Origin of the sequence: Hansschlegelia sp. KR7-227 (assembly GCF_049446035.1) — a bacterium.
In the GTDB taxonomy this organism is placed as follows: domain Bacteria; phylum Pseudomonadota; class Alphaproteobacteria; order Rhizobiales; family Methylopilaceae; genus Methylopila.
In genome coordinates, this window is the sequence record NZ_JBMSEA010000001.1 from 1,353,786 (window position 1) to 1,380,072 (window position 26,287).

Below are 26,287 nucleotides of genomic sequence, written 5' to 3' on the forward strand. Positions count from 1 at the left end.
TCGGGGGGAGAGGCCTCCGCATCGTCGGGGGCCAGCCGGGTCGGAGGGCCCTCCGTCGTCGCGTATCGGGAGGTGCTTCGGGCATGGATAGGTCACGCTTTGCAACCGGCCGCATGGCCGCGCTGGTCGCCGCCGCGCTCGGGGCCGCGGCGCTGGCCGGCTGCGCCGAAGACCAGGCCAAGGGTTACGTCATTTCGGAAAGCGCTCTTCAGCAGGTGCCGGTCGGCTCCAGCCAAGAGCAGGTGCTGGTGGTGCTCGGCACGCCGTCGACGACGGCGACGCTGAAGGGCGAGGTCTACTACTACATCTCGCAGAAGACCCACCGGGCCGTCGCCTTCATGAACCCCACGATCACGGATCAGCGGGTTCTCGCCGTCTATTTCAACAAGGACCGCAAGGTCGAGCGCATCGCGAACTTCGGCATCCAGGACGGCAGGCTGTTCGACTTCATCGGCAACGTGACGCCGACCGCCGGCCAGGAGCGCAACTTCCTCGAGCAGGTCTTCAAGGGCGTGCTGTCCTTCGAGGATTGACGGTTCCCCGCGTCGCATACGGAGCCTTTGGATCGATGCGTGCGATCGGACGATTCGCCTTGGCCGCCTCGGCGGCGCTCGCGGCGGCGGCGCCCGCCGCGGCCGCGCCGGGAGACCGGCAGTTCACCGTGGTCGCCGACCACAATCCGGCGGCCGCGCTGCGGGCGCTTCGAGCGGGCGTCGATTTCGTGAAGGGCCATCCCGGCCGGCAGTTCCGTCTCATCCTGTCGGGCGGCGGGGTCATCGTGGCGATCCCCGGCACGTCGTCGATCCAGCGCGACGCCTACAAGATGATTCAGAGCACGCGCGGCCTGCAGGTCATCGCATGCCGGGAGACGCTGGACGCCCTGTCGCGCGCGAACAGGCGGACCATTCCCGTGCTGCCGGGCGTCAGGACCCAGAAATGCGCCGGGCTTAGAAACAGAATGACCGTTGACGGCTGGCAGGTCGCCCCCGGCATCTGAAACGGACCTCCCATCCGCCATGGCGCTGCATCTCCAGAAGCTCTGCGTAGGCTGCGATTCGCCGGAAGAGCTCCGGCTGTGGATCGAGGAGCGCATGGCCGACCGCCGCCGGCGCGGCGCGGCTGAGGAGCAGGTTCACACCACCCGCATGGCGCCCAAGCGCGCCGCCGAACTGCTCGACGGCGGCTCGCTCTATTGGGTGATCAAGGGCGTGATCCTGGCGCGTCAGCCGCTGAAGGACCTTCGTCCGGTCAAGGGCGACGACGGGATCGAGCGCTGCGAGATCGTGATGGCGCCGGATCTCGTCGCCGTCAGGCCGACCCCGCGGCGTCCCTTCCAGGGCTGGCGCTATCTGCCGGGACACGAGGCGCCGCCGGACGTCGTCGACGATGAGCGGTTGGCGCCCGGTCTGCCGGCCCATCTGATCGCAGAGCTTCAGACCCTCGGACTGCTGTGACGAACGGGGCGCCTCCGGGTTAGGATCGCGCCATGACCTTACCGCTTGGCATCCTCGACGCGATCGCGGTCGCCCTGTTCCTCGGGGCGTGGCTCGCGCATCACTTCTTTTCGGAGCGTCGCTCCAACGGCCTGAACTCCGCGATGGCGCGCCGGCGGCGCGACTGGATGGAGCGGATGGCGGAGCGCGACGCCCGAATGCCGGATTCCATCACCAATCAGGGCCTTCAGAACGGCGCGGCGTTCTTCGCTTCGACGTCTCTGCTCGCCGTCGGCGGCGCGCTCGCCGCCCTGCGCTCCAGCAACGAGGCCGTGCAGATCTTCGCGGCCCTGCCCTTCGGCATCGCCACGACGCCCCAGCTCTACGACCTCAAGGTGCTCGGCTTCGCCGGGATCTTCGTCTACGCCTTCTTCAAATTCGTGTGGGCGTATCGGCTGTTCAACTACGGATCGATCCTGATCGTCTGCACGCCGCTGGCGAACCGGGCCGGAACTCCGGAGATGGCGATCGCGATCGAACGGGCCGCGCGCATGAACGTGGCGGCGGGCAAGCACTTCAACCGCGGCCTGCGAACCTTGTTTTTCGCGCTCGCCTATCTCGGCTGGTTCGTGAGCCCGACGCTGCTGATGGTCACGACCGCGGCGGTCGTCGTCGTGCTCTGGCGCCGCCAGTTCGCTTCGGAGCCGCTCGCGGCGGCGATGTACGGCGAATGACGGATCAGGCCGCGACGGCCGCGGCCGCGCCGGCTTTCAGCAGCTTGTAGGTCACGCTGTCGACCAGCGCCTCGAAGGAGGCGTCGATGATGTTCGGCGAGACGCCGACCGTGGTCCAGGTCTCGCCGTCGCCGTCGGTCGATTCGACCAGCACGCGCGTCACCGCCTCCGTGCCGCCGTTCAGGATGCGGACCTTGTAGTCGGTCAGCTTCAGGTCGGCGATGTAAGGCTGGTAGCGGCCGAGATCCTTGCGCAGGGCCACATCGAGCGCGTTGACGGGGCCGATGCCCTCAGCCGCGGTCATCAGGGTTTCGCCGTCGACCGTGACCTTCACGATCGCTTCCGACACGGTGACGAGTGCGCCGGCCGCGTTGTGCCTGCGCTCGACCATGACGCGGAAGCTCTCCACCGCAAAGAAACCCGGCACGCGCCCGAGCGCCCGCCTCGCGAGCAGACCGAACGAGGCCTCGGCGCCCTCGTAGGAATAGCCTTGAGCTTCGCGCTCCTTGACGCTGGCGAGCAGGCGGTCGAGGCGCGGATCGGACCTGTCGACCTGGACGCCGACGCGGGCGAGCTCGGACAGCAGGTTCGACTTGCCCCCCTGGTCCGAGACCAGAAGACGTCGATGGTTGCCGACCCTTTCGGGAGCGACGTGCTCGTAGGTCCGCGGATCCTTCAGGATCGCCGAGGCGTGGATGCCGGCCTTGGTCGCGAAGGCGTTGGCGCCGACATAAGGCGCATAGCGGTTCGACGTGCGGTTCAGCAGTTCGTCGAAAGCGCGCGACAGTTGGGACAGACCCGCCAGCGCCGCGTCGTCGACGCCGATCTCGAAGCGTTCGGCGAATTCCGGCTTCAGTTTCAGGGTCGGTATGATCGTCACGAGATTGGCGTTGCCGCAGCGCTCGCCGAGGCCGTTCAGCGTGCCCTGGATCTGGCGGGCGCCGGCGCGGACCGCCGCGAGCGAATTGGCGACGGCGAGCCCCATGTCGTCATGCGCGTGGATGCCCAACCGTTCCCCGGGCACGATCTTCGCGGCCTCCGCCACGATCGCGAACACCTCCTCCGGCGTCGTGCCGCCATTGGTGTCGCACAGCGCCACCCAGCGGGCGCCGGCGTCGTGAGCCGCCTTGGCGCAGGACAGCGCGTAAGCGGGATTGGCCTTGTAGCCGTCGAAGAAGTGCTCGCAGTCGATCAGCGCCTCGCGGCCTGCCGCGACGGCCGCCGCGACCGTCTCGCGGATCTGCTCGAGATTGTCCTCGAGCGTGATCCCGAGCGCGTGGGTGACGTGGAAATCCCAGCTCTTCGCCACGAAGCAGCAGGCGTCGGCCTTGGCCTGAAGCACGCCCTGCAGGCCGGGATCGTTGGCGGCCGAGCGCCCTGCCCGCTTGGCCATGCCGAAGGCCGTGAAGGTCGCGCGCGAGGTTCGAGGGGTCGAGAAGAATTCGGTGTCGGTCGGATTTGCGCCGGGATATCCGCCCTCGACATAGTCCACGCCCAACCTGTCCAGCATCGCGGCGACGGCGATCTTGTCGGCGAGCGTGAAGTCGACGCCCGCCGTCTGCGCGCCGTCTCTCAGGGTCGTGTCGAAGAGGTAGACGCGTTCGCGCGTCGTCACCGCGCGACCTCCCAGCTCGTGCCCCCGGCGCCGTCTTTGAGCACGATCCCGCTCGCGAGAAGCTCGTCGCGGATGCGGTCGGCCTCGGCGAAGTTGCGCTCCCGGCGGGCGGCGATGCGGTCTTCGATGAGGCGCTCGATCTCGGCCAGCGGCAGCGCCGCCTCGGGCGCGTGCGCGGCGCGCCAGTCGGCGAACGCGTCCGGCCGGAACCCGAGGAAGCCCAGCGTGCCGGCGAGCGCCTTGCGGCCGCCTTCAGCCCGGAGGCGGTGGATCTCGGCGATCATCTTGGGCGTGTTCAAGTCGTCGGCCAGCGCCTCGACCACGCCCGGCGCCGGGCGCGGATCGGCCTCGCCGGCCGCCGCGTCGAACCACTGGCCGAGAGTCTTCTCCGCTTCCTGCAGCCCCTTGATCGTCCAGTTGATCGGCTGGCGGTAATGCGCCGTCAGCATGGCGAGGCGCGCGACGTCGCCCGGCCAATCCGCCAGGACCTCGCGGATCGTGACGAAATTGCCGACCGACTTCGACATCTTCTCGCCCTCCACCTGAAGGAAGCCGTTGTGCATCCACACATTCGCCATGCGGTCGCGGCCGAAGCAGCAGGTGGACTGCGCGATCTCGTTCTCGTGGTGCGGGAAGATCAGGTCGATGCCGCCGCCATGGATGTCGAAGACCTCGCCGAGAAGCGCCGCGGACATCGCGGAGCATTCGAGGTGCCAGCCCGGCCGGCCGCGGCCCCAGGGGCTGTCCCAGCCGGGCTCGGCCTCCGAAGACGGCTTCCACAGCACGAAGTCCATCGCGCCCTTCTTGTAGGGCGCGACCTCGACGCGCGCGCCGGCCTGCATCTCGTCGAGCGACCGATGCGCCAGTCGGCCATAGGCCGGCATCGACGACACGTCGAACAGCACATGGCCTTCGGCTTCGTAGGCGTGCCCGCGCTCGATCAGGCGCTCGACGAGCTTGACCATGTCGAGCTCGTCTTCGCCGCGGCAGATGAATTCGGTGGCGCGAGGCTCGTGGGTCGGCCTGAGGCAGCCGAGTTCGGCGACGTCCTCGTGGAACGCCCGCGCGGTGTCGTCCGTCAGCTGGCGGATTGAAACGCCGCGCTCGGCCGCGCGCGCGTTGATCTTGTCGTCCACGTCCGTGATGTTGCGGACATAGGTCACGGCCTCCGGGCCGTAGACGTGGCGCAGCAGTCGGTACAACAGGTCGAAGACGATGACAGGGCGCGCATTGCCGATGTGGGCGCGGTCATAGACGGTGGGTCCGCACACATACATGCGCACGTCCGTCGCCGCGATCGGCGTGAAGACGTCCTTGCTTCGGGTGAGCGAACTGTAGAGCTTGAGCGTGGTCACGCCCCGTCCCTTCTCGTTGGCCGGGCGCCGCTCTTCTCTCAACGATGCAAGAAAAAATCGCCGCGGCCAGCCTCTCGGCTTAAGCGCAGATAATGACGATCCGGTTGATGCGGTCGCGTGCGGCGGTCGACATGGCCGGCACATTGGTCAGACGGTCGTCGAACGTCAAGAGATCGCGCGGAGAACCTGCCCCGCCCCCCGCCCGCTTCTTCGCGCAGCAGCTCGGCAAGAGCCGCGCGTGACGCCCTGCTGCATATAAGCAATCGATCAAGCGCCGCGCGTGCCGGGCGCGTTCGCGCCGGCGCAGCGCACGGCGAGGTTAGGCCCTCGGGACATGCCCGCCGCCGTTCGGCCGTGCCCGCTCCAAACCTAAGAACTTCTTGAGAATCCGGCCGTCGCATTACCAAGATTTAAGGAGGCTGCGACTGGCGTCGGGCTGACCCTCAAGCTATGTTCCATAGTGCGTCAAAGAGAAGCTTCGGCTGATCTTGAAACGCTGAAGTGTTAGGGAACCCTTAGGAGGCTAAAATGGCCATCTGGACCGCTCCGATCGTCGAAGAGACCCCCGTCGGTCTCGAAGTCACGTCCTACAGCCCGGCCGAGCTCTGAGCTGAATGCCGTGACTGATCCCCGCACGATTTCCGCGAAGCTTGGCTGACGTCATGTCATTGCGTGTGATCGTTCTCGGATCAGCCGCCGGCGGCGGCTTTCCCCAGTGGAATTGCCGCTGTCCGGTGTGCGCCCTCGCCTGGGACGGCGACCCGCGCGTCAAGGCTCGGACGCAGTCGTCGATCGCCGTCGAGACCGGCGCCGGACGGTGGACGTTGTTCAACGCGTCTCCCGATCTCAGGGCGCAGATTCTTGCCACGCCCGCCGTGCAGCCCCGCGGATTGCGCGATACGCCGATCTCGTCCGTCGTGCTGACCAACGGCGACGTGGACCATGTCGACGGCCTTATAACGCTGCGTGAGCGTTCGCCGCTGACCGTCTACGCCACCTCACAGATCACCGCCGTGCTGGACGCCAACCCGATCTTCGGCGTGCTCGCAAAGGACGTGGTCACGCGGACCGTCGTCGAACTCGGCCGACCGTTTTCGATCGACGACGCGACCATCGAATTCTTCGCGGTTCCGGGCAAGGTGCCGCTCTATCTCGAGACGGAAGACCTGAAGATCGGCGACTCCTCGGGAGACACGGTCGGAGTGGACGTCCGCAAGGACGGCAGGCGCCTCGTCTACATTCCGGGCTGCGCGGTGGTGAACGCCGACGTCCGCGCCCGCGTCGACGGCGCCGACCTGCTGCTGTTCGACGGCACGGTGTTCGAAGACGACGAGATGCGCCGCGCCGGCGTCGGCGCCAAGACGGGCCGGCGTATGGGCCACGTGCCGATCGCGGGAGAGGGCGGCTCGCTCCATGCGTTCGACGGTGTGAAGCTGGGGCGGAAGCTCTACATTCACGTCAACAACACGAATCCGATCCTCGTTGACGGCTCGCCCGAGCGGCGCGCCGTCGAGGCGGGCGGATGGCGTGTGACGGAAGACGGACTTGAGATCGTCGCGGGAGATCCGGCGGCAGCGTCCCTAATGGATCGCGGGTCAACCGCGGCGTAAGACTGCGGAGAAAGCGCGATGGCCGACATTCTGACCGCCGACGAACTTGAAGCCCGCCTGCGCCATGTGGGCGAGACGCGCTACCATCATCTCCATCCCTTTCAGCTCCGCCTTCAGTCCGGCGCCTGCTCGCGGGGCGAGATCGAGGCGTGGGCGCTCAACCGCTACCTCTATCAGGCCTGCATCCCCCAGAAGGACGCGCACATTCTCGCGCGCATGGAGGACGCCGGCATGCGCCGCGAGTGGCGGCAGCGCATCATCGACCATGACGGCGAGCGCGAGGGCGAAGGCGGCATCGCCAAATGGCTGAAGCTGACAGACGACCTCGGCCTCGACCGGGCGGATGTGATGTCCGGCCGGCTGGCGCTGCCGGCGACGAAGTTCGCGGTCAACGCCTATGTCAGCTTCGTCAAAGAGCGATCGCTGCTGGAGGCCATCGCCTCGTCGCTGACCGAGCTGTTCTCGCCGATGGTCATCAAGATTCGCACCTCCGGCATGCTCGCCAATTACGACTTCGTCACGCCGGAGACGCTGGCCTACTTCACGGCGCGGCCTGTGCAGGCCAAGCGCGACAGCGACTTCGCCCTCGCCTATGTCCGGGAGCACGCGCGCACGGCCGAGCAGCAGCAGGCGGCGATCGCGGCGCTCGAATTCAAATGTTCGATGCTGTGGACCATGTTGGACGCGCTCGAGCACGCCTATCTGTATGCAAGGCCCTGGCCGGAGGCCTTCGTCCCGGCCGACGCGTCGAGAGCGGGCCTGGAAGCGGCCGAATGAACGATGTCTCGTCCGACGCCATCCCGAAACTGCCGCGCGGGGTGCGTCTGCGTCACGACGAGGTGCGCGGAGAATGGCTGTTGCTCGCGCCGGAACGGGTGCTGAAGCCCGATCCCGTCGCAGTGGCGGTGCTGGAGCGCTGTGACGGCGTTCGGACGGTGACGGCGATCGTAGACGATCTCGCGACCGCCTACGCCGCCCCCCGCGAACAGATCGAGACCGACGTCAAGGCGATGCTGCGCGATCTCGCGGACAAGCGCGTCCTGGACCTCGGTTGAGGAGGTTGTCGATCCAATGAACGACATGACCATTCCGGGCACGTCCGACGCAGCGAGGGTCGCCCCGCCGGCGCCGCTCGGCATGCTGGCCGAGCTGACGCACCGCTGCCCCCTCTCCTGCCCTTATTGCTCCAACCCCGTCGAACTGGACAAGCGGTCGGGCGAGCTCGACACTGAAACCTGGAAGCGCGTGTTTTCGGAAGCCGCCGCCATGGGCGTGCTCCACCTCCACCTCTCAGGGGGAGAGCCGACCGCTCGCAAGGACATCGTCGAGCTGACCCGGCACGCCGTCGAGGTGGGGCTCTACACCAACCTCATCACCTCCGGCATCGGGGTCGCGCGCGAAAAGCTCGAAGAGCTCGCGAATGTGGGGCTCGACCATGTGCAGCTTTCGATCCAGGACGCGCTGCCCGACAACGCCGATCGGATCGCGGGTCTCAAGGGCGCGCATGAGAAGAAGCGCGTGTTCGCGGGCTGGGTGCTGGAGCTCGGCATGCCGCTCACGATCAACGCCGTGATCCATCGCGCCAACATCGAGAACATCGAGGCGCTGGTGAATATGGCGCTGGAATTCGGCGCCCGCCGGGTCGAAATCGCGCATTCGCAATATTACGGCTGGGCGCTCGAGAACCGCAAAATGCTGATGCCCACCCGTGACCAGGTGATGCGGGCGGCGGCGACCGTCGAACGGCTTCGCGACGAATTGAAGGGCCGGCTCGTGATCGACGCGGTCGTGCCCGACTATTACGCGCGTCGTCCAAAACCCTGCGTCGGCGGCTGGGGGCGGCAATCTCTCAACGTCACCCCGCAGGGCAAGGTGCTGCCGTGCCACGCGGCCGAGACGATTCCGCATCTGCAGTTCGACAACGTGCAGGACAGGAGCCTTGGCGACATCTGGGCGAACGGTTCCTCCTTCGAGGCCTACCGCGGCACGAGCTGGATGAAGGAGCCCTGCACCAGCTGTCCCCGTAAGGAGATCGACTTCGGCGGCTGTCGCTGTCAGGCGCTCGCCATCACGGGGGATCCGCGCAACGCCGATCCCGCCTGCTCGCTCTCGCCGTTTCACGCCAAGATCACGGCGCTCGCGATCCAGGACGCGGACACCACGGCGACCGACTACATCTACCGCCGATTCGGCGCGACGCCGGGCCAGGCCCGCGTTCTCGTCACGCGGAACGCAGCGGACTGAGGGCCGCTCCCAGTCTCCTCACTTCAGTCGCATTCCGTGGCCTCTGTGCGCGACGGGGCCGAGCGGTTAAGAGACTGGAGCGCGCTTCGGAAGTGGCGCGCGCGAGTCGCTGACGAGGACGCGCATGAGGTCGACATTCGCCGCCCTGGCGGCGACGATGGTTCTGTTCGCTGGCGTCCAGGATTCGCGTGCGCAGGAGGAACCCGCGCCGCAGGATCCGGGTCAGGCGCGGTCGGAGCAATGCCTGCGCCTCGAGGCGCAGCTCGCGGCGCTCGGGCGCGGACCGAGTCGCCCGAACCCGCGCCAGCTCGAACAGGCCGTGGCCAAGCAGCAATCCGAGCTGGACCGCACGACGGCCTATGCCAGGAGCCTGAGCTGCGGCCGCCGGTTCCTGTTCGCGCCCGAGCCGCCAGCCGAATGCGGCCCGCTCGAATCTCGCATCCGTCAGATGCAGGTCAATCTCGACCGGTTGAGGGTTCAGGCGACGCAGGCCGGACAGAGCGGCGGCGGCGACCCGCGACGGCGCGAACTCTTGATCGCGCTGGCTCGAGGCCAATGCGGCCCCCAGTATCGGCTGGTCGAACGCCGCATCACCCGGGAGGCTCCGCAGGAACGCAAAGGGTTCTTCGCGACGCTGTTCGGCGGCGGCCAGTCCGAGCAGACCACGGAAGAGACGGTGATCGAGCCGGAAATGGACGAAAGCGGCGGCGCTCCCCGGGTTTCGACCTACCGCACCGTCTGCGTCCGGACCTGCGACGGCTTCTTCTTCCCGATCTCCTACCAGACCACGCGCAACGCGTTTCAGCGCGACGACGCCATCTGCCAGGCCACCTGCCCCGGAACCGAAGCGAAGCTGTTCGCCTATGGCAATCCGGGGAGCAAGATCGAATTCGCCACGGCGATCGACGGCCAGCCCTACGCCAAGCTCGAGAACGCCTTCCGCTACCGCAAGGAGTTCGTCGCCGGATGCTCCTGCAAGCCGGACGGCATGAGCTGGGCGGAGGCGCTGAAGGGCGTCGACGACAAGACGGTCAAGAAGGGCGACATCGTCGTCGACGAGGAGACGTCCGAAGCGCTGTCGCGCGCGAAATCGCCGGAGGAGCAGGCGAAGGCCCAGGCCCAGGCCCAGGCGCAGGCCCGAAGCCGGCCTGAGGCGCCGCGGCGGCGCAGCGAACCGCAGGAGACCGGCGCGCCGGCCGATCCCTCCGTGTCGCCCTTCGGACAGCCCACCGATCCGGGCGGCCGGGACTCGCCGAGCGACGACGTCATCATCCTCGACCAGCCGCGCCTGGAGCGCGGCGCCGTCGAACGGCGCCCGCTGGACGGCCCCAGCATGCAACGTATTCCGGACTGAGGGATTCGTCGGCCTTCGGCCGCCCTTGACGGGCGACGGCCCGAATGCCTTCAGTGCGCCGGCTGGAGCCTTGCGATGACCGCCGTCACCCTGATCGACAATTACGACAGCTTCACCTGGAACGTGGTGCACGCCATCGGCGCGCTCGGCGCGACGGTGACCGTCCACCGCAACGACAAGATTTCGGTCGACCGCGTGCTCTCGGAAGGTCCTGACGCGATCGTGATCTCTCCCGGGCCCTGCACGCCGCGCGAAGCCGGCATCTCCTGCGACCTCATCGCCCGGGCCGCGCCGGAGACGCCGATTTTCGGGGTGTGCCTCGGCCATCAGGCGATCGGAGAGGTGTTCGGCGGCGTTGTCGAGCGCGCGCCGGTCCCGGTTCACGGGAAGCTCGCCCGCATCAATCATGCGGGGCGCGGCGTGTTCCGCGGCATCAACGGGCCGTTGCGCGCGACGCGCTACCATTCGCTCGTCGTCAGGCGCGACGGACTGCCGGAGGCGCTCGAGGTCACCGCCGAGACCGACGACGGGCTGATCATGGGGCTGTCGCACCGCCGTCTGCCCGTGCACGGCGTCCAGTTCCACCCCGAGAGCATCGCCTCGGAGCACGGCGCGGCGATCTTCGCCAATTTCCTCGACGACGCCATGGCCTGGAACGCGAACCGACGCCGGCTTTCGGCCGCGCGGGCGGTCTGAGAGGCGGAGCGATGGACTCCTTCAAGGCGGTGATCGCGGCGGTCGCCGACGGCCGGCCGCTCGCCCGCGACGAAGCCGAGCGCGCCTTCGGCCGCATCATGACGGGCGAAGCGACGCCCGCCCAGATCGGCGGCTTCCTCATGGCGCTCCGGGTCCGCGGCGAGACCGTCGACGAGATCGCCGGCGCGGTCGCCGCCATGCGCGAGCGGATGACCCCGGTGGAGGCGCCCGCGGACTCCGTCGACGTCGTGGGCACCGGAGGCGACGGCGCCGGCTCGGTCAATGTCTCGACCTGCGCCGCCTTCGTCGTCGCCGGCTGCGGCGTTCCCGTCGCCAAGCACGGCAACCGCGCGCTCTCCTCGAAATCGGGCTCGGCCGACGTGTTGCGCGCGCTGGGCGTCGACGTGGACATCGGCCCCGAGCGGATCGCGCGCTGCATCGCGGAGGCCGGCATCGGCTTCATGTTCGCGCCGAACCACCACGCAGCCATGCGCCATGTCGGGCCGGCCCGCACGGAGCTAGGCGTGAGGACGATCTTCAATTTGCTCGGTCCGCTTTCGAACCCGGCCGGCGTGAGACGCCAGATGGTCGGCGTCTTCGCCGCCAAATGGGTCGAACCGATCGCGGAGGCGCTGAACGCGCTTGGTTCGCAGAAGGCGTGGGTCGTTCACGGATCGGATGGTCTTGACGAGATCACCACCTCCGGTCCGACCCGGGTCGCGGCGCTCGAGAACGGCGCGGTCACGACGTTCGACGTCTCGCCGGAGGACGCCGGGCTGCCCCGCCATCCCACGAGCGCGCTCGCCGGCGGCGACGCCGAGGCGAACGCCGCGGCGCTGCGCCGCGTGCTCGACGGCGAACGCGGCGCCTATCGTGACGTGTCGATCCTGAACGCCGCCGCGACGCTCGTGGTCGCCGGCCGGGCGGAGACATTGGAGGCCGGCGCCAAGCTCGCCGCAGGCGCGATCGATTCGGGCGCGGCGTATTCCCGGCTCGACGCGCTCGTCCGCATCTCGGCCGAGGAGCAGGCGGCATGAACGACATCCTCGCCCGGATCGAAGCCTATAAGCGGCGGGAGGTCGCCGACGCCAAGGCTGCTCGCCCTTACGCCGAGACGCGTCGTGCCGCCGAGGCCGCGTCGCCGCCCCGCGGCTTCGTGGCGGCGATCGAGACGACGCTAGGCGCAGGCCGTACGGCGCTCATCGCCGAGATCAAGAAGGCCAGTCCTTCAAAGGGTTTGATCCGCGCCGACTTCGACCCGCCGGTGCTCGCGCGCGCCTACGCGGCGGGCGGCGCGACCTGCCTGTCGGTGTTGACCGACGGCCCGTCCTTCCAAGGCGCGCCGGGCTTCTTGACGGCGGCCCGCGACGCCGTGGCGCTTCCCGTGATCCGCAAGGACTTCATGTACGAGCCTTACCAGGTGGCGGAGGCGCGCGCGCTCGGCGCCGACTGCATCCTCGTCATCATGGCCGCCGTGACCGACGCGGAAGCGCGCGACCTGGTGGCCTCAGCGTCCGACCTCGGCATGGATGCGCTGATCGAGGTGCATGACGAAGCGGAGCTCGATCGCGCGCTGCCGCTCAACGCCAAGCTGCTGGGAGTGAACAACAGGAATCTTCGCACCTTCGAAGTATCGCTCGACATGACCGAGCGGCTTTCGGCGCTCGCGCCCCCCGACCGTATCCTCGTCGGGGAAAGCGGCATCTTCACTCCGGCCGACGTCGCTCGGCTCGCCGCGGTCGGCTGCCGCACCCTGCTCGTGGGCGAAAGTCTGATGCGCCAGCAGGACGTGGCCGCCGCGACCCGTCAGCTTCTGGCGGCCTGACCCCCGCCGATGTCGCGCCTCACCCATCTCTCCGCGTCGGGCGAAGCCAACATGGTGGACGTCGGCGACAAGCCGGCCACCATCCGCGAGGCGACGGCGGAAGGCCGCGTCGTCATGGCGGCGGAGACGCTGCGCCTGATCGTCGACGGGGACGCCAAGAAGGGCGACGTGCTCGGGACGGCGCGGCTGGCCGGCATCATGGCGGCGAAACGCACCCATGAGCTCATCCCGCTCTGCCACCCGCTCATGCTCTCGAAAGTGTCCGTGGAGCTGATTCCCGACGCCTCCCTCCCCGGCGTGATCGTGACCGCGACCGCGCGCGTCACGGGCCCGACCGGCGTCGAGATGGAGGCGCTGACCGCGGTCTCGGTCGCCTGCCTCACGGTCTACGACATGACCAAAGCCGTCGATCGCGCCATGCGGATCGAGGGCGTGCGGCTTCTGGCCAAGTCTGGCGGACGGTCCGGCGACTTCCGGGTCGAGGAGGCCTCGTGAGCGGGCTTCTGCCCGTGGCCGAGGCGCGCGCCCGCATTCTCTCCGGCGTCGCGCGGCTCCCCTCCGAGCGCGTCGCGTTGCGCGAGGCGCTCGGGCGCACGCTTGCGAACCCCTTATCCGCGCTCCGGACCCAGCCGCCCTGGGACTGCTCCGCGATGGACGGCTACGCGGTCCGCGCATCCGACGTCGGCCGCGCCCCCGCCCGGCTGACCGTGATCGGCGAGGCCGCCGCCGGCCGCGCCTTCGGCGGGCGCGTCGGTCCCGGCGAGGCCGTCAGGATCTTCACCGGAGCTCCGGTTCCCGACGGCGCCGACGCGATCCTGCTTCAGGAGGACGCCGAGCGCGACGGCGCGGTCGTGACGGCGCAGGAGGCGGCCGTCCTCGGCCGCCACATCCGCCGCGCCGGGATCGACTTTGCCACCGGGCAGGAGCTCCTGCCCGCCGGCCGAAGGCTCGGGGCGCGCGATCTCGCGCTCGCCGCGGCGCTGGGCCACCCTGCCGTCGACGTGGGCCGCCGCCCCCGCGTCGCGATCCTCGCGACCGGCGACGAACTGGTCATGCCCGGAGAAAGAGCGGGACCGGACCAGATCATTGCGTCGAACAGCTTTGCGATCGCCGCCGTCGTCGAAGGCGAAGGCGGCGTCGCCGTCGATCTGGGGATCGCGCCCGACGACCGCGCCGCCATCCGCGCGGCGATCGACCGCGCGATCGAAGAGAAGGTGGATGTTCTGGTGACGCTCGGCGGCGCCTCGGTCGGCGACCACGACCTGGTGCAGCCTGCGCTCGCAGAGGCCGGCGTCGCGCTGGATTTCTGGAAGATCGCCATGCGGCCGGGCAAGCCTATGATGGCGGGTCGGCGCGGTGACATGCTCGCGCTCGGGCTGCCGGGCAATCCAGTCTCGGCGATCGTCTGCTCGCTGCTGTTTCTCGTCCCCGCGCTCCGTCGCATGGCCGGCCGCGAGGACGTCGAACCGGCCAAGACGTTCGCCAGGCTTGGACGGGACATGGCGCAGAACGACCGGCGTGAAGACTATATGCGCGCGGCGCTCACCTTTGATTCGGACGGCGTCGCCGTCGCGACCGCTTTCGACCGCCAGGATTCGTCGATGCTGCGCGCCCTCTCGGACGCCGAGTGCCTGCTCGTGAGGCCGGCCCACGCGCCGGCCGCGGACGCCGGAACTCCTTGCGAAATCATGATGTTACACCATCCGTTCTGATCGTCGGACGATCGAACGACGCTCGTGGAGGAGAACCTCCCGGGATGGTAACGCGGCCTTAACGCTTGCGGAACACACCTAGAACAGCTACGAATCTGTTCATGATTTGTTTTGTCACGGCGCGGAGCCGCCCATGTTGACCCGCAAGCAGTACGACCTTCTCCGCTACATTCACGAGCGGCTGAAGGAGACCGGCGTTCCCCCCTCGTTCGAGGAGATGAAGGACGCGCTGGGGCTGCAGTCGAAGTCGGGCGTGCACCGTCTGATCATGGCGCTTGAGGAGCGCGGCTTCATCCGACGGCTGCCGAACCGAGCCCGGGCGATCGAGGTGGTCCGCCTTCCGGAAGCGGCCGCGCCGCCCGTGACGCGGCCGACGGGGCGCTTCACGCCGAGCGTGATCGAGGGCAATCTGGGCCGCAGGCGGCCTGCCGCCGACGAGCCGGACGACAGCTCCGCGCGCATGGTCGCGATCCCCGTTATGGGCCGGATCGCCGCGGGCGTGCCGATCGAGGCGATCCAGACCAAGAGCGACACGATCTCGGTCTCTCCGGATATGCTCTCCAACGGCGAGCATTTCGCGCTCGAAGTGCGCGGCGACTCGATGATCGAGGCCGGCATCCTCGACGGCGACCTCGTGCTGATCCGCCGGCAGGAGTCCGCCGACACCGGCGACATCGTAGTCGCGCTCGTCGACCATGAGGAGGCGACGCTGAAGCGGCTGCGCAAGCGCGGCGCCTCGATCGCGCTCGAGGCCGCGAACCCGGCCTATGAGACGCGCATATTCGGCCCGGACCGTGTGGCGATCCAGGGGCGGCTGGTCGGGCTCATCCGGCGCTATTGATCCTCGCCCGGCGGCGGCTCCTCGTCAGGCGAAGTCGGATCGACGACGGTCGGTCGGTCGACTGTGGCCGGGGCGCGCGCTCTTGGCGCGAAGACGAGTTTCAGCGCGTCGTCGGGCGGCGGCGCGGTGGCCAGGGCGCTCCCCCTGTGCCAAGGGCGGGACCCGGCGGGGTTTCGGGCCGAGCGCCCGATGAACCGCGGGCCGTCGCGCATCAGCGCCAGCGATCCGGTCGCGGCGAGCGCGGCGCGGTCGATCACCGCCGCGGCGTCCCGGCAGGCGTCGGGCGCGTCGAGACGCGTGACCACCAACGTGGCGCGACGGCAGTCTTCGTCGAAGGCCCGGGCATCCCAGACCAGCGCAGCCCATCCGCCGGCGAACAGCGGCGCGACGCAGCCGTAGGCGTCGCAGCGCACGACGGTCGTGGTCTGGCCGACGACCTTCGCGCCCGACCCGAATGATCCTTCGGCTGACGCCCCCGCGGCCGAAGGCGAGGACTGCGCACCGCGGCCGCCCGGCTGAGATGGCCGCTCGGTGGGTCGGCCCGCCTTCACGGGCGACGCCGCGTCGGCGGCGAGCCACACCTTGGCGGCGAAGCTCCAGGACCGGGTCCCCACGAGCGCCAGCGCGCCGTCAGGGCCCCTGGCCGCCATCTCGCGGCCCGAGGCGTCGATCACCACATCCGGCCGCGACGGGACCGCGGCAAGCGCCAGCGCCGCCGCGAGCATGGGAACGGCGCCCCATCTCAACCGCGTCCGCCACAGACATGCCCAGCAGATCCCGAGCGCAAACAGGGCGAGCGCCGGCTCGTCGAAGGCCGGCACATTGCGCTCGGATCCCGGCCATGACGCCACCATCTCCGCGATCGCGAGCACGCCCCTCAGGCCGAGACCCATGGCCTGCCACCACAGGCCGTCCAGACCCAGCGGGGCGAAGAACAGCCCGCCCACGACCGACGGCATCACGAGGACGCTGAGCAACGGCGTCGCCAGCGCGTTGCCGGCGAGCGCGTAAGGCGTCGTGCGGTGGAAGTGATAGGCGGCGAACGGCGCGGTCGCCATCCCCGCGACCAGGGTCGTCATCACCGCGATCGCGGCTGCGGCTAGCGCCCAGCGCCACGCGCGTCCGAGGCCCGAGGCCGGCGGCGGAGGTCGCGCGCCGTCGCTCCTCCGCTCGAACCAGGCGATTAGGGCCGCGACCGCCGCGAACGACATCTGGAAGCTCGGTCCCAGCGCCGCCTCGGGCAACCAGGCCATGACGAGCAGCGCCGCAAGGGCCAGGTTTCGGGGCGACATCGCCGGCCGGCCGAGGATCACGGCTGCGAACACGATCGCGATCATGATGTAGGAGCGCTGGGTCGCCACCTCGGCTCCGGAGAGCGCGAGGTAGAACGTCGCGCCCGCGAGCGCCACGATGGCGGCGACGCTCTTCACCGGCCATCGAAGCGCTGCGGTCGACGACAGCGCCAGGCCGGCGCGCGCGAGCCAGAACAGCGTGCCCGCGACGAGCGCCATGTGCAGACCGGAGATCGACAGGATGTGGCTGAGGCCGGCCGCCCGCAGGTCGTCCTCGATCTTCTGTGGGATCGGTCCCTCGACCCCGGTCACGAGGGCCGCCGCCACCGTGCCTTCCGGGCCGCCGACCGACCGCGTGACGCGCTCGGTCAGGCTCATCCTCAAGCGTTCGAGGGCCGCCGAGAGCCGATCGGCGACGCCGAGATCGGACGCTGGCCCGAGATTGCGCAGATTTGTCGGCTCGCTTCCCGTGGCCCCGATCCCCTCGAAAAAGGCGACGCGGGCGAAGTCGTACCCGCCGGGGCGGACCGGCCCTTGCGGAGGTCGCCAATAGGCGGAAAGCGCCAGCCGATCACCGGCGGCGACCGCGGGCTCCTTGCCGAGCGTGACCCGCGTCTTTCGCGGACGATCGGCCGGCGCGAGCGTCCCCAGGCTTTCAAGGACGAGCGTCACGCGCCGACGATCGTTCGCTCGTGGTTCGATCGCGACCACGCGACCCACGGCGTCCGCCCTCATCGCCCGCGGCAGGACGGGAGCTTCCGCCCGCAAAGTCGACAATTTGGCGGCTAGAAATCCCGAGGCGGCGAACGCGACCGCCAACGCGAGCCACAGCGCGACGAACCGCCGGCGAAGCAGCGCCGCGATCCCGCCGCCCGCAAGCCAGACCGCGAACGAGGCCGTCAGCGTGGGTTCATGCGCCGCGGCGAAGTAGACCAGGACGCCGGTCCCGAAGGCGACGGGCATCCAGAGCGCGGGGCGCCCGAGATCGGCTTCCTCCGCAAAACGCGCCGCAAGCCAGTCGGCGGCTCCTGCGGCGATCGTCCCCCGACGTGCGTCCCCGACGTCGCGCACGCCCGGCAGGACAGCCGTTCTCGTCTGTCCCTGAGCCCGCCGCGTGTCTCGCGCCATGCCCGTCTTTCCCCCGGTCGCGCGACCATGCTACACGGTCGCGCCGTCGCGCACAGGCGTTCGCCGCCGCCGCGGATCCACGCATCGTTCAAGGCCCGCGCATCGTGACCGAAACCGTCGTCACCCGCTTCGCGCCGTCGCCGACCGGCTTTCTGCATATTGGCGGCGCGCGCACGGCGCTCTTCAACTGGCTGTTCGCGAAGTCCCAGGGCGGCAAGATGCTGCTCCGGATCGAGGACACCGACCGGGCCCGGTCGACCGACGCCGCGATCGCCGCCATTCTCGACGGGCTCACCTGGCTCGGTCTCGACTGGGACGGCGACCCGGTGTTCCAGTTCGCCCGCGCCGACCGCCATCGCGAGGCCGTGGACGCCATGCTGAGGGATGGCCGCGCCTACCGGTGCTACGCGTCGGCCCAAGAGCTCGAGGAAATGCGCGCGACCGCCCAGGCCGAGGGTCGCCCGCCGCGCTATGACGGCCGCTGGCGCGACCGCCCGGCCTCCGACGCTCCCGCGGACCGCGCGCCCGCCATCCGCCTCAAGGCGCCGCAGACCGGCGAGACGGTGATCGAGGACCTGGTCCAGGGCCGCGTCGTCATTCCCAACAAGGATCTGGACGATCTCGTCCTGCTGCGGTCGGACGGCACCCCGACCTACATGTTGGCCGTCGTCGTCGATGACCACGACATGGGCGTCACCCATATCGTTCGCGGGGTCGACCACCTCACCAACGCGGCGCGGCAGACGCAGATCTACGAGGCGCTTGGCTGGTCCGTGCCGAAGATGGCGCATATTCCGCTCATCCATGGTCCGGACGGAGCGAAGCTGTCGAAGCGGCATGGCGCGCTCGGCGTAGAGGCCTATCGCGAGATGGGGCTCCTGCCGGCGGCGCTTCGGAACTACCTCGCCAGGCTCGGCTGGAGCCACGGCGACGACGAGATCTTCTCGACCGAACAGGCGATCGCGTGGTTCGCTATCGGCGACGTCGGACGCTCCGCCGCCCGTTTCGACCAGGCCAAGCTCCAGAACCTGAACGGCCACTATGTCCGGTCGACTCCAGACGATGAATTGCTGGCGGCGCTGAAGAAGGCGATGCCGTATCTGCCCGGCGGCGCCGAGGCCGCCGCGAAACTTGACGCCAACGGACGCTGGGACGCGCTCGCCCGCGCCCTTCCCGGCTTGAAGGAACGCGCGAAAACGCTGGTCGAACTGCTGGACGGTGCTCGCTTCCTGCTCGACGAGCGACCGCTCGCCGTCGAGCCTGCCGCGCAGGACCTGCTCACGCCCGACGCGCGCGGCCTTCTCGCCACGTTGGCGACGCGGCTGGGTGCGCTTGAGGTCTGGACCGCCGCGGATGCGGAAGCCGTCGTCCGGCAGGTCGCGGAGGAGGCCAGCGTCAAGCTCGGCGCGGTCGCGCAGCCTCTGCGGGCTGCTCTGACCGGCCGAAAGACCTCCCCCGGCATCTTCGACGTGCTCGAAGCTCTCGGCCGCGAGGAAAGCCTCGGCCGCATCCGAGATCAGGCGGCGACCTCCCGCGCGGCTTGATGGCGCGGCCCCTCGCCGAAGGCATTTGACAGCGCTAAATCGCACTGCAACAAAAGTTGCAGCAGTCAGGCTCCAACCGGCTCGCGGCTCCGCCGTTCCCCATGGCTAGCCCCGCGGACCCCGGAGGTCGGAGCACGGCCCGTCCAGCGAAAGGTATCGGCGATGAACGCGACGAGCAGCACGCTGAAAAAGGACGACGCCCCGGCCGAAGCGGGTCGGCTTTCGGTGAATGGCGTCGATCTCGACCTGCCGATGCGCCACGGCTCGATCGGCCCCTCCGTGATCGACGTGCAGAGCCTTTATAAGGCGACGGGCCTGTTCACCTACGACCCCGGCTTCACCTCCACCGCGAGCTGCGAATCGAAGATCACCTATATCGACGGCGACGAAGGGGTGCTGCTCTACCGCGGCTATCCCATCGACGAGCTCGCCGAGAACGGCGACTTTCTGGAGACCTGCTATCTCTTGCTCTTCGGCGACCTGCCGACGGCGGCGCAGAAGTCGGAGTTCGACCGTCAGGTCACGCGCCACACCATGGTGCACGAACAGATGTCGCGCTTCTATTCCGGCTTCCGTCGCGACGCCCATCCGATGGCGGTGATGTGCGGCGTGGTGGGCGCTTTGTCGGCGTTCTACCACGACTCGACCGACATCAACGATCCCGAGCAGCGCCTGATCGCCTCGATCCGGATGGTGGCGAAGACGCCCACTTTGGCCGCCATGGCCTTCAAGTACTCGCTCGGCCAGCCCTTCATCTACCCTCAGAACGCGCTCGATTTCTCGGCGAACTTCCTGAACATGTGCTTCGCCGTGCCGTGCGAGGAGTACAAGGTGAACCCGGTGCTGGCGCGCGCCATGGACCGGATCTTCATCCTGCACGCCGACCACGAGCAGAACGCCTCGACCTCGACGGTGCGCCTCGCCGGCTCCTCCGGCGCCAACCCGTTCGCCTGCATCGCGGCCGGCATCGCCTGCCTCTGGGGCCCGGCGCATGGCGGCGCCAACGAAGCCGCGCTCAAGATGCTGGGCGAGATCGGCACGCCGGACAACGTCCAGAAATACGTCGCGAAGGCCAAGGACAAGAACGATCCGTTCCGCCTGATGGGCTTCGGCCACCGCGTTTACAAGAACTACGATCCGCGCGCCAAGATCATGCAGAAGACCTGCCACGAGGTCCTGGGCGAGCTCGGCATCAAGGATGACCCGCTGCTCGACGTGGCGATGGAGCTCGAGCGCATCGCGCTCCAGGACGACTACTTCATCGAGAAGAAGCTCTATCCGAACATCGACTTCTATTCCGGCATCACGCTGAAGGCGATGGGCTTTCCCGTGTCCATGTTCACCGTGCTGTTCGCCGTCGCCCGCACCGTGGGCTGGATCGCGCAGTGGAAGGAGATGTTCGAGGACCCCTCGCAGCGCATCGGCCGGCCGCGTCAGCTCTACACCGGCGCTCCGCCCCGGGAATACGTCACGATCAGCCAGCGCCGCTGAGCGCATCCGTCCCGTCGATCGCCTGATTCGAAAACGCCCGGACCAGGTCCGGGCGTTTTTGTGCGTTCTTCGTCCGGGAGACGACCGGCGCGCCGCCGCGCCGCTTCAGGCGTCGACGATCATCGCGGAGATCTCCGCCTCGCAGACCAGCACCCCGGCGACCTTCGCCTCGCCCTTGAACCACCACATGTTCCGGCGCTTCTTCAGCTGGGTCATGTGGTACTCGACCACGTCGCCGGGCACGACGGGCTTGCGGAACTTGGCGTTGTCGATCGTCATGAAATAGACGACCCGCGGCGCGCCCGGCGCGGTCCGCGACGAAACGCAGATCGCCCCCGCCGTCTGCGCCATGCCTTCGATCATCAAGACGCCGGGCATGACCGGAGCCCCGGGGAAATGGCCCTGGAAATGCGGCTCGTTGATCGTGACGTTCTTGATGCCGACGCCCGATCGGTCGCCGTCGATCTCGATGACCTTATCGATCAGCAGGAACGGGTAACGATGGGGCAGCGCCGCCATGATGGCCATGATGTCGGCCGTCCCGAGCGTGGTCGGCGTCGGCGCGTCCGGAACGGCGACGTGGTCGTTCATCTCGCAGGCTCCTCCAGCGCGCCGTCCCGGCTCTCAGGCCGGCGTTCAAGCGCAATGCGTTTCGCGTCCAGTCGTTCCCGCGTCGGCGCGGCGCCCGTGGTCACGGCGTAGTCTGGTATACGTTCGCCGCCTGCAAGTCCCAATCCGAGGACGACGCAGCGCCGACCGATCATGGCGTCCGCGCCGATCGCGACGAGATTGGCGATGTGGGCGCCCTCCCCGATCACCGTATCGAGCAACGCTCCGGCGTCGATCACGCAATTCGCGCCGATCGAGACGTCGTCCTGCAGGATGACCCGGCCGATCAGCACGCGGCGCGGCGCGCCCGGCCCGCGTCCTCCGACCCGGGCGCCGGCATGCACAACCACCCGATCCCCGATCAAGGCGTTGGCGATCGAGGCGCACGGTCCCACGACACTGTGGCGGCCGATCCGGACGTCGGGGCCGACGACCGCGTTCGCGCATATGATGGCCCCTTGGCCGATTTCCGCCCGCGGCCCGATCACGGCGCCGGGATCGACCGAGACGTCCGTCTCGAGCCGCGCGTTGGGATGGACGACCGCCCCCGCCGCGACGCCGGGACCGAACATCGCCTGCGGCCGCGCGGGATGCGCATAGAGAGCGGTCGCAACCGTCGCAAAGGCTCGCGCCGGCTCCAGCGTGGCCAGAAGGAGGGGCCGCCCTTCAGCCGCCCTCTCGGCCGTCTCGGGCGAGAGCAGGCAGGCGCCGGCGCGGCTGCGCGTCAGCTCCCGCAATTCGCGCGCATCGTCGACCAGAACGAGGTCCGACGGCCCGGCGCGACCGATCGCGGCGAGACCGTCGATCGCGAAGCCCCCGGGCGCCGCCCCGAGCGCGCGCGCGCCCGTCAGCGCGAGCAGGCGATCGAGGTCGAGCGGCTTCGGTTGCGGCAGAAATCGGGGTTGGATCATGGTCCTCGCGGCTGTGAGCCGGGACGCAGCAAGCGGCGTCGAGCCGCGGACGCAAAGGGGCGACAGGATCGCCCCTGCCGCCCCTTTACGAAATTTTTAGAGCGTCCGAAAGCCGGACGTCAGAAACGGGTGCCGCCGGAGAAGCGGAAGATCTGCGTCTCGTCGTACTTCTCTTTCGACAGCGCCTTGGCGAAGTCGAAGCGGATCGGACCAAGCGGCGAGCTCCAGAGCAGCGACGCGCCGATCGACGAGCGGATCTTCTTGCTGTCTTCGAGGCCGACCGTGAGCTTCTGCTGGTTGCCGTCCGGATCGATGAAGCGGAGCGACTTGATGCCCTCGTAATTGAACACCGTGCCCGCGTCGGCGAACAGCGCGCCCTTCAGACCGATCTCCTTGGGGAGACCGAAGATCGGGAACTGGACTTCCGCCGAACCGCCGAAATAGGTCGTGCCGCCGAGCGGATCCTCCTGCGGGCTGCCGACGTCGCGCGGGCCGAAGCCCTGCGGCTCGAAGCCGCGCACGAGATCCGGGCCGCCCGGGAAATGGTCGAGCACGCGCAGGTCGTCTTTGCCCCAGGCCTGGATATGCCCGGCCTGCGCGCGCAGCATGCCGATCACGTTCTCCGACCAGATCGGGTGGTAGTATCGGCTGTCGAAGGTCGTGCGGACATACTGGGTGTCGCCGCCCAGACCCGCCACGTCGCCCTTGAGCTCCGCGTAGAGACCTTTGGTCGGGTCCTGCGGGTTGTCGATCGTGCTGTAGATGAAGGACAGGCCGCCAAGCGACGTCAGCGTCTTGCCTTCGGCCTCGAGAAGGGCGACCGACGCTCGGTCCGGATTCGGCACGAGCGTTGTGTCGTCGGGGTCGGGCGTCGTCTCATCCTTAGCCCGGACGAATGGCTGGTAGCGCCCCGGAACCTTCAGGTCCTGCTGGTAGATCTGGTAGCGCGTGCCGATCGTGAAGTCGTCGGTGATCGGGAAGCCGAACCGGATGCCGCCGCCATAGGTGTCGAGCTCGTAGGACGAATAGTCCGTCTCGTCGCGCTGCTTGACATAGGCGTCGAAGCCGGCGGAAACGCGCTGCCCGAGAAAGTAGGGCTCGGTGAACGAGAAATCGAAGCCCGAGGTGTTCTGGCCGAACTGGGCTGCGACGCGCGCATACTGGCCGCGGCCGAGGAAGTTGCGCTCGCCGAGCGCGACCTCGCCGATCACGCCGTCCTGGGTCGAGTAGCCGCCGGCCACCGAGAATTCGCCAGTGGGCTGATCCTCGACGTCGACGTTCAGGATCACGCGGTCGGGGGACGAGCCGGGCTCGGTCGAAATCTTGACGTTCTTGAAGAAGCCAAGCGCCTTCAGGCGCCGCTCCGCGCGGTCGACGAAGATCTGGTTGTAGGCGTCGCCCTCGCCGATATCGAACTCGCGGCGCACGACGTAGTCGCGCGTGCGGGTGTTGCCGCGGACGTTGATGCGCTCGACATAGACCCGCGCGCCCTCCTCGACGACATAGGTGATGCCGATCGACTGGTCGGAGAGGTTGCGGTCGCCGCGCGGACGGACCTGCGCGAAAGCGTAGCCGCGCGAGGCGAGCTCGAGAGACATGGCCTCGACGGATTTGTCGACGTCCTGCGCGCTGTAGGTCGAGCCAGCGCTGGTCTCGAGCTTCCCCTTCAGCGTCGCCGCGTCGATCTCGGGGACGTTCGACTCCACGTTGACGGACCCGAACTTGTAGGGCTGGCCTTCCTCGACGGCGATGGTGAGGGTGAAGGCGTTGGTCGCCTTATCCAAGGCCGCGTTGGCCGAGACGACCCGGAAGTCGGCGTAGCCATGGTTCAGGTAGAACTTGCGCAGCAGCTCGAGGTCGGCGTTGATCCGGTCCGGATCATAGACGTCGGAGGTCTTCAGCCAGCTCAGCCAGTTCGACTCGGTCGTCGTCATCTGGTCGAGAAGGCGGCCGTCCGAAAACGCCTCGTTGCCCTCGAAGTTGATCGAATTGATCTTGGTCTTGCCGCCCTCGTTGATCTCGAAGACCAGATCGACGCGGCCATTGTCCTGGGCGATCGTCTTCGGCTCGACGGTCGCCTCATAGCGGCCGGAGCGGCGGTAGATTTCCGTGATGCGCTGGGCGTCGGCCTGCACGAGGGCGGGGTTGAACGGGCCACGCGCCTTCGACTGCACCTCGGCCGACAGCACCGCGTCCTTGACCTTCGAGTTGCCCTCGAAGGCGACGCGGTTGATGACCTGGTTCTCGCTCACGACGACCACGATGCCGCCGCCCGAGCGGCTCACCTTCACATCCGAAAACAGGCCGCTCGAATACAGGCCGCGAATGCCCTCGTCGATGGTGGCCTGCGTCAGCGGGCCGCGGCCCGTGAAATAGGACCGGACGGTGTCGGCGTCGACGCGCTTGTTGCCCCGCACCGTGATGCCGCCGCTCTGAGCGAACGTCTCACCGGCGCCGGGGAACCCACCGATGGCACCGACGGTGACCGCGGCGACCGCGACCGACGACGCCAGGGCAAGGCGCCCGACAACTCGAACCACACGCTTCATGGGCTGACGGACCCCCGTTCCGTTTACCGTTCGCCCGCATTCGCCATTGGCGGTGAAACTCAGCGGAGCGACCCCGTCCGCTTCTATAGAACTTTGTCGCACGTGCAAACTCGCTACTCATGACACGCGTGACGTTTCAGCCCTGCCGTTGCGGCAGGGCCACGCCCCTGGAAATTCAACCTAGCGATGAAAGGTGAACGATGTCGTTCCATGTCGCGAAAATCATCAACATGACCACGAACGCCAGCCCGATCCGCATGCCGATCTCCTGCGCCCGGGGGCCAAGCGGCCGTCCTCGCAGGGCTTCGATCCCGTAGAAAAGCAGATGCCCGCCATCGAGCAGGGGTATGGGCATCAGGTTCAAAAGGCCGATCGAGACCGACAGGATCGCGGCCAGATGAAGCAGTGCGACAAAGCCAAGCGTTGCGAAATCGCCCGAGGTCTTAGCTATCCGGATCGGCCCTCCGAGCTGGTCGGTGGACTCGCGCCCGACGACCATGCGCCCGAGATAGGCGAGCGTGCGCGAAGCCTGAAACCACGTCTCCTGGGCGCCGGCGACCACCGCGTCGACCGGTCCGTAGCGGATGAGGCGCACGTTTTCGGCGTTCGTGGTGCGCTTCAGCCCGAGCATCCCGAGGCGAATCTTGTTGCCGAAATTGTCGGTGATCTCGCGCTCCTGCGGGGTCGCGGTCAGATCCACGGATTCGCCGCCGCGATCGATCCGCACCTTGAGTGTGCGGCCGGCTGCCGTCTCTATGACGCGTTGCATGTCCCCGAAGGATTCGATCGCCTCGCCGTCGATGCTGACCACACGGTCGCCCGGCGCGAAGCCCGCCGCGGCGGCGGGGCTTCCAGCCTCCACTTCGTCGATGACCGCGTCGGTGACCGACCGTCCGGCCGACATGAAGATCGCGGCGAAAATCACCGTGGCCAATAAGAAATTCGCGATTGGACCAGCCGCCACGATCGCCGCGCGGCTGGGCAGCGGAGCGAAGAAAAAGCTGCTCCTACGCTCGTCCGCGCTCATCCGATCGAGCGCCGCTACGTCGGGCGTGCTCGCGCCGTCGTCGTCGCCGGCGAAGCGAACGTAGCCGCCAAGCGGAATGGCCGCGATGCGCCACCGAGTGCCGCGTCGATCGTTGAATCCGACAAGCTCGGGACCAAACCCCAGCGAGAACGCCAGCACCTTGACGCCCGTCCATCGCGCCACGAGGAAGTGACCGAGCTCGTGGAAAAAGATCACGAGGGTCAGCACGAAGAGAAACGGGATTAGGTAACCAAGTGTGGCCGTGCCGGCGCCGAGCATTTCGTTCAGGAAAGACATTCCAAGCCCTCGACCGTCGC

25 protein-coding genes are annotated in these 26,287 nt (G+C 68.5%); 18 read left to right on the top strand and 7 right to left on the bottom strand.

Annotated elements, in window-relative coordinates:
• Positions 1 to 83: 83 nt before the first annotated feature.
• The 4 genes from ACO2RJ_RS06350 to ACO2RJ_RS06365 are packed head-to-tail and all read left to right on the top strand — an operon-like array spanning position 84 to position 2,167.
• A complete protein-coding gene (locus ACO2RJ_RS06350; protein ID WP_423267147.1) occupies positions 84 to 533 on the top strand; it encodes an outer membrane protein assembly factor BamE in 450 nt (149 codons plus the stop codon).
• Between the two features lie 35 nt (positions 534 to 568).
• Positions 569 to 997, top strand: coding sequence for a hypothetical protein (locus ACO2RJ_RS06355; RefSeq protein WP_423267148.1), 429 nt, complete (start codon positions 569 to 571; stop codon positions 995 to 997).
• Between the two features lie 19 nt (positions 998 to 1,016).
• A complete protein-coding gene (locus ACO2RJ_RS06360; RefSeq protein WP_423267149.1) occupies positions 1,017 to 1,454 on the top strand; it encodes a DUF1489 family protein in 438 nt (145 codons plus the stop codon).
• A 32-nt stretch (positions 1,455 to 1,486) separates the two neighbouring features.
• Entirely contained in the window at positions 1,487 to 2,167 is a 681-nt protein-coding gene (locus ACO2RJ_RS06365) for a DUF599 domain-containing protein (RefSeq protein ID WP_423267150.1), read from the top strand.
• 4 nt (positions 2,168 to 2,171) lie between these two features.
• Here ACO2RJ_RS06365 and cimA read toward each other — a convergent pair whose 3' ends face one another.
• Both cimA and cysS read right to left on the bottom strand, forming a co-directional pair.
• On the bottom strand, positions 2,172 to 3,782 hold the full coding sequence (gene cimA, locus ACO2RJ_RS06370; RefSeq protein WP_423267151.1) for a citramalate synthase: 1,611 nt from the start codon (positions 3,780 to 3,782) through the stop codon (positions 2,172 to 2,174).
• A complete protein-coding gene (cysS, locus tag ACO2RJ_RS06375; RefSeq protein ID WP_423267153.1) occupies positions 3,779 to 5,137 on the bottom strand; it encodes a cysteine--tRNA ligase in 1,359 nt (452 codons plus the stop codon). The genes cimA and cysS overlap by 4 nt, the downstream gene beginning before the upstream one ends.
• A gap of 528 nt (positions 5,138 to 5,665) precedes the next feature.
• Between cysS and pqqA the strand changes: the two genes are divergently transcribed.
• From pqqA to lexA, 12 genes are all read left to right on the top strand, one after another.
• Positions 5,666 to 5,746, top strand: coding sequence for a pyrroloquinoline quinone precursor peptide PqqA (gene pqqA / locus ACO2RJ_RS06380; RefSeq protein ID WP_128776471.1), 81 nt, complete (start codon positions 5,666 to 5,668; stop codon positions 5,744 to 5,746).
• 59 nt (positions 5,747 to 5,805) lie between these two features.
• A complete protein-coding gene (gene pqqB, locus ACO2RJ_RS06385; RefSeq protein WP_423268917.1) occupies positions 5,806 to 6,747 on the top strand; it encodes a pyrroloquinoline quinone biosynthesis protein PqqB in 942 nt (313 codons plus the stop codon).
• Positions 6,748 to 6,765: 18 nt separating this feature from the next.
• Positions 6,766 to 7,524 (top strand): pyrroloquinoline-quinone synthase PqqC, encoded by a 759-nt coding sequence (gene pqqC, locus ACO2RJ_RS06390; protein WP_423267154.1) that lies wholly within the window; start codon positions 6,766 to 6,768, stop codon positions 7,522 to 7,524.
• Positions 7,521 to 7,802 (top strand): pyrroloquinoline quinone biosynthesis peptide chaperone PqqD, encoded by a 282-nt coding sequence (pqqD, locus tag ACO2RJ_RS06395; protein WP_423267155.1) that lies wholly within the window; start codon positions 7,521 to 7,523, stop codon positions 7,800 to 7,802. The genes pqqC and pqqD overlap by 4 nt, the downstream gene beginning before the upstream one ends.
• 16 nt (positions 7,803 to 7,818) lie before the next feature.
• The gene (gene pqqE, locus ACO2RJ_RS06400; RefSeq protein WP_423267156.1) at positions 7,819 to 8,991 is read left to right on the top strand and encodes a pyrroloquinoline quinone biosynthesis protein PqqE; all 1,173 of its coding nucleotides are present in this window, start codon (positions 7,819 to 7,821) and stop codon (positions 8,989 to 8,991) included.
• A gap of 124 nt (positions 8,992 to 9,115) precedes the next feature.
• On the top strand, positions 9,116 to 10,345 hold the full coding sequence (locus ACO2RJ_RS06405; protein ID WP_423267157.1) for a DUF2865 domain-containing protein: 1,230 nt from the start codon (positions 9,116 to 9,118) through the stop codon (positions 10,343 to 10,345).
• Positions 10,346 to 10,420: 75 nt separating this feature from the next.
• Positions 10,421 to 11,041 carry an anthranilate synthase component II gene (locus ACO2RJ_RS06410; protein ID WP_423267158.1) on the top strand — a complete coding sequence of 207 codons (621 nt, stop codon included), beginning with the start codon at positions 10,421 to 10,423 and terminating at the stop codon, positions 11,039 to 11,041.
• A gap of 11 nt (positions 11,042 to 11,052) precedes the next feature.
• On the top strand, positions 11,053 to 12,078 hold the full coding sequence (gene trpD / locus ACO2RJ_RS06415) for an anthranilate phosphoribosyltransferase (protein ID WP_423267160.1): 1,026 nt from the start codon (positions 11,053 to 11,055) through the stop codon (positions 12,076 to 12,078).
• Positions 12,075 to 12,866 carry an indole-3-glycerol phosphate synthase TrpC gene (gene trpC / locus ACO2RJ_RS06420; RefSeq protein WP_423267161.1) on the top strand — a complete coding sequence of 264 codons (792 nt, stop codon included), beginning with the start codon at positions 12,075 to 12,077 and terminating at the stop codon, positions 12,864 to 12,866. Before trpD ends, trpC begins: the two co-directional genes overlap by 4 nt.
• A gap of 9 nt (positions 12,867 to 12,875) precedes the next feature.
• Positions 12,876 to 13,361 (top strand): cyclic pyranopterin monophosphate synthase MoaC, encoded by a 486-nt coding sequence (gene moaC, locus ACO2RJ_RS06425; protein WP_423267162.1) that lies wholly within the window; start codon positions 12,876 to 12,878, stop codon positions 13,359 to 13,361.
• Entirely contained in the window at positions 13,358 to 14,578 is a 1,221-nt protein-coding gene (gene glp / locus ACO2RJ_RS06430; RefSeq protein WP_423267163.1) for a gephyrin-like molybdotransferase Glp, read from the top strand. The genes moaC and glp overlap by 4 nt, the downstream gene beginning before the upstream one ends.
• Before the next feature lie 133 nt (positions 14,579 to 14,711).
• Positions 14,712 to 15,419, top strand: a complete 708-nt coding sequence (lexA, locus tag ACO2RJ_RS06435) for a transcriptional repressor LexA (protein WP_423267164.1) — start codon at positions 14,712 to 14,714, stop codon at positions 15,417 to 15,419.
• Here lexA and ACO2RJ_RS06440 read toward each other — a convergent pair.
• Positions 15,413 to 17,839: a ComEC/Rec2 family competence protein gene (locus ACO2RJ_RS06440; RefSeq protein ID WP_423267165.1), complete on the bottom strand. Its 2,427-nt coding sequence runs from the start codon at positions 17,837 to 17,839 to the stop codon at positions 15,413 to 15,415. The two genes, lexA and ACO2RJ_RS06440, sit on opposite strands and share 7 nt — an antisense overlap.
• Before the next feature lie 104 nt (positions 17,840 to 17,943).
• Here ACO2RJ_RS06440 and gltX point away from each other — a divergent pair, with 104 nt between their 5' ends.
• Complete coding sequence (gene gltX, locus ACO2RJ_RS06445) at positions 17,944 to 19,383, top strand: glutamate--tRNA ligase (RefSeq protein ID WP_423267166.1); 1,440 nt, start codon at positions 17,944 to 17,946, stop codon at positions 19,381 to 19,383.
• 162 nt (positions 19,384 to 19,545) lie between these two features.
• Positions 19,546 to 20,874, top strand: coding sequence for a citrate synthase (gene gltA / locus ACO2RJ_RS06450; RefSeq protein ID WP_423267167.1), 1,329 nt, complete (start codon positions 19,546 to 19,548; stop codon positions 20,872 to 20,874).
• A gap of 105 nt (positions 20,875 to 20,979) precedes the next feature.
• On the opposite strand, the gene fabZ is transcribed toward gltA, so the two are convergent.
• The 4 genes from fabZ to rseP all read right to left on the bottom strand — a co-directional run bounded on the left by fabZ (position 20,980) and on the right by rseP (position 26,267).
• Positions 20,980 to 21,465 (bottom strand): 3-hydroxyacyl-ACP dehydratase FabZ, encoded by a 486-nt coding sequence (gene fabZ, locus ACO2RJ_RS06455; RefSeq protein ID WP_423267168.1) that lies wholly within the window; start codon positions 21,463 to 21,465, stop codon positions 20,980 to 20,982.
• Entirely contained in the window at positions 21,462 to 22,394 is a 933-nt protein-coding gene (locus ACO2RJ_RS06460; RefSeq protein WP_423267169.1) for a UDP-3-O-(3-hydroxymyristoyl)glucosamine N-acyltransferase, read from the bottom strand. The genes fabZ and ACO2RJ_RS06460 overlap by 4 nt, the downstream gene beginning before the upstream one ends.
• Positions 22,395 to 22,513: 119 nt before the next feature.
• A complete protein-coding gene (gene bamA / locus ACO2RJ_RS06465) occupies positions 22,514 to 24,943 on the bottom strand; it encodes an outer membrane protein assembly factor BamA (RefSeq protein WP_423267170.1) in 2,430 nt (809 codons plus the stop codon).
• A gap of 175 nt (positions 24,944 to 25,118) precedes the next feature.
• On the bottom strand, positions 25,119 to 26,267 hold the full coding sequence (rseP, locus tag ACO2RJ_RS06470; RefSeq protein ID WP_423267171.1) for an RIP metalloprotease RseP: 1,149 nt from the start codon (positions 26,265 to 26,267) through the stop codon (positions 25,119 to 25,121).
• Between the last annotated feature and the right edge of the window lie 20 nt (positions 26,268 to 26,287).

What these genes read in the sequence shown, in the direction of transcription:
- ACO2RJ_RS06460 (WP_423267169.1), bottom strand. Translation starts at nt 22,394, where the DNA reads ATGATCCAACCCCGATTTCTGCCGCAACCGAAGCCGCTCGACCTCGAT.
- pqqC (WP_423267154.1), top strand. Translation starts at nt 6,766, where the DNA reads ATGGCCGACATTCTGACCGCCGACGAACTTGAAGCCCGCCTGCGCCAT.
- ACO2RJ_RS06365 (WP_423267150.1), top strand. Translation starts at nt 1,487, where the DNA reads ATGACCTTACCGCTTGGCATCCTCGACGCGATCGCGGTCGCCCTGTTC.
- ACO2RJ_RS06350 (WP_423267147.1), top strand. Translation starts at nt 84, where the DNA reads ATGGATAGGTCACGCTTTGCAACCGGCCGCATGGCCGCGCTGGTCGCC.
- bamA (WP_423267170.1), bottom strand. Translation starts at nt 24,943, where the DNA reads ATGAAGCGTGTGGTTCGAGTTGTCGGGCGCCTTGCCCTGGCGTCGTCG.
- ACO2RJ_RS06360 (WP_423267149.1), top strand. Translation starts at nt 1,017, where the DNA reads ATGGCGCTGCATCTCCAGAAGCTCTGCGTAGGCTGCGATTCGCCGGAA.
- lexA (WP_423267164.1), top strand. Translation starts at nt 14,712, where the DNA reads ATGTTGACCCGCAAGCAGTACGACCTTCTCCGCTACATTCACGAGCGG.
- ACO2RJ_RS06410 (WP_423267158.1), top strand. Translation starts at nt 10,421, where the DNA reads ATGACCGCCGTCACCCTGATCGACAATTACGACAGCTTCACCTGGAAC.
- moaC (WP_423267162.1), top strand. Translation starts at nt 12,876, where the DNA reads ATGTCGCGCCTCACCCATCTCTCCGCGTCGGGCGAAGCCAACATGGTG.
- ACO2RJ_RS06355 (WP_423267148.1), top strand. Translation starts at nt 569, where the DNA reads ATGCGTGCGATCGGACGATTCGCCTTGGCCGCCTCGGCGGCGCTCGCG.
- pqqA (WP_128776471.1), top strand. Translation starts at nt 5,666, where the DNA reads ATGGCCATCTGGACCGCTCCGATCGTCGAAGAGACCCCCGTCGGTCTC.
- rseP (WP_423267171.1), bottom strand. Translation starts at nt 26,267, where the DNA reads ATGTCTTTCCTGAACGAAATGCTCGGCGCCGGCACGGCCACACTTGGT.
- ACO2RJ_RS06405 (WP_423267157.1), top strand. Translation starts at nt 9,116, where the DNA reads ATGAGGTCGACATTCGCCGCCCTGGCGGCGACGATGGTTCTGTTCGCT.
- trpC (WP_423267161.1), top strand. Translation starts at nt 12,075, where the DNA reads ATGAACGACATCCTCGCCCGGATCGAAGCCTATAAGCGGCGGGAGGTC.
- pqqD (WP_423267155.1), top strand. Translation starts at nt 7,521, where the DNA reads ATGAACGATGTCTCGTCCGACGCCATCCCGAAACTGCCGCGCGGGGTG.
- trpD (WP_423267160.1), top strand. Translation starts at nt 11,053, where the DNA reads ATGGACTCCTTCAAGGCGGTGATCGCGGCGGTCGCCGACGGCCGGCCG.
- fabZ (WP_423267168.1), bottom strand. Translation starts at nt 21,465, where the DNA reads ATGAACGACCACGTCGCCGTTCCGGACGCGCCGACGCCGACCACGCTC.
- ACO2RJ_RS06440 (WP_423267165.1), bottom strand. Translation starts at nt 17,839, where the DNA reads ATGGCGCGAGACACGCGGCGGGCTCAGGGACAGACGAGAACGGCTGTC.
- pqqE (WP_423267156.1), top strand. Translation starts at nt 7,819, where the DNA reads ATGAACGACATGACCATTCCGGGCACGTCCGACGCAGCGAGGGTCGCC.
- gltA (WP_423267167.1), top strand. Translation starts at nt 19,546, where the DNA reads ATGAACGCGACGAGCAGCACGCTGAAAAAGGACGACGCCCCGGCCGAA.